Origin of the sequence: Halomonas borealis (assembly GCF_004798905.1) — a bacterium.
Lineage (GTDB): Bacteria > Pseudomonadota > Gammaproteobacteria > Pseudomonadales > Halomonadaceae > Halomonas > Halomonas borealis.
This window is the reverse complement of record NZ_SDMO01000143.1, coordinates 1-235: the sequence shown is the minus strand read 5'-3', so window position 1 is coordinate 235 and position 235 is coordinate 1. Positions and strand designations below refer to the sequence as shown.

The window sequence follows — 235 nt, the reverse complement described above, 5'->3', positions numbered from 1 at the left end:
AAAGTGAGTCCAGCACGTTATGAGATTATGAAACAGGACAAAGCGAAAAACAGCTCGCTTGTTAGCTTGACAATCCATGAAGGACAAAATCATCAAGTTAAGAAAATGTTTGCAGCAGTTGGTTTGCCTGTCCAAAAACTTAGCCGTGTTCAATATGGACCATTAAGTTTAGATGGTTTAGTCCCTGGTCGCTACCGTCGCCTGACCAAAAAAGAAGTTTCACAATTGGTAAATG

The 235-nt window shown here is 40.4% G+C and carries 1 pseudogene; it reads left to right on the top strand.

What is annotated here, in order from left to right:
- Positions 1 to 27: 27 nt before the first annotated feature.
- Positions 28 to 235: pseudogene (locus ETC07_RS16460) on the top strand (pseudouridine synthase); the annotation flags it as partial.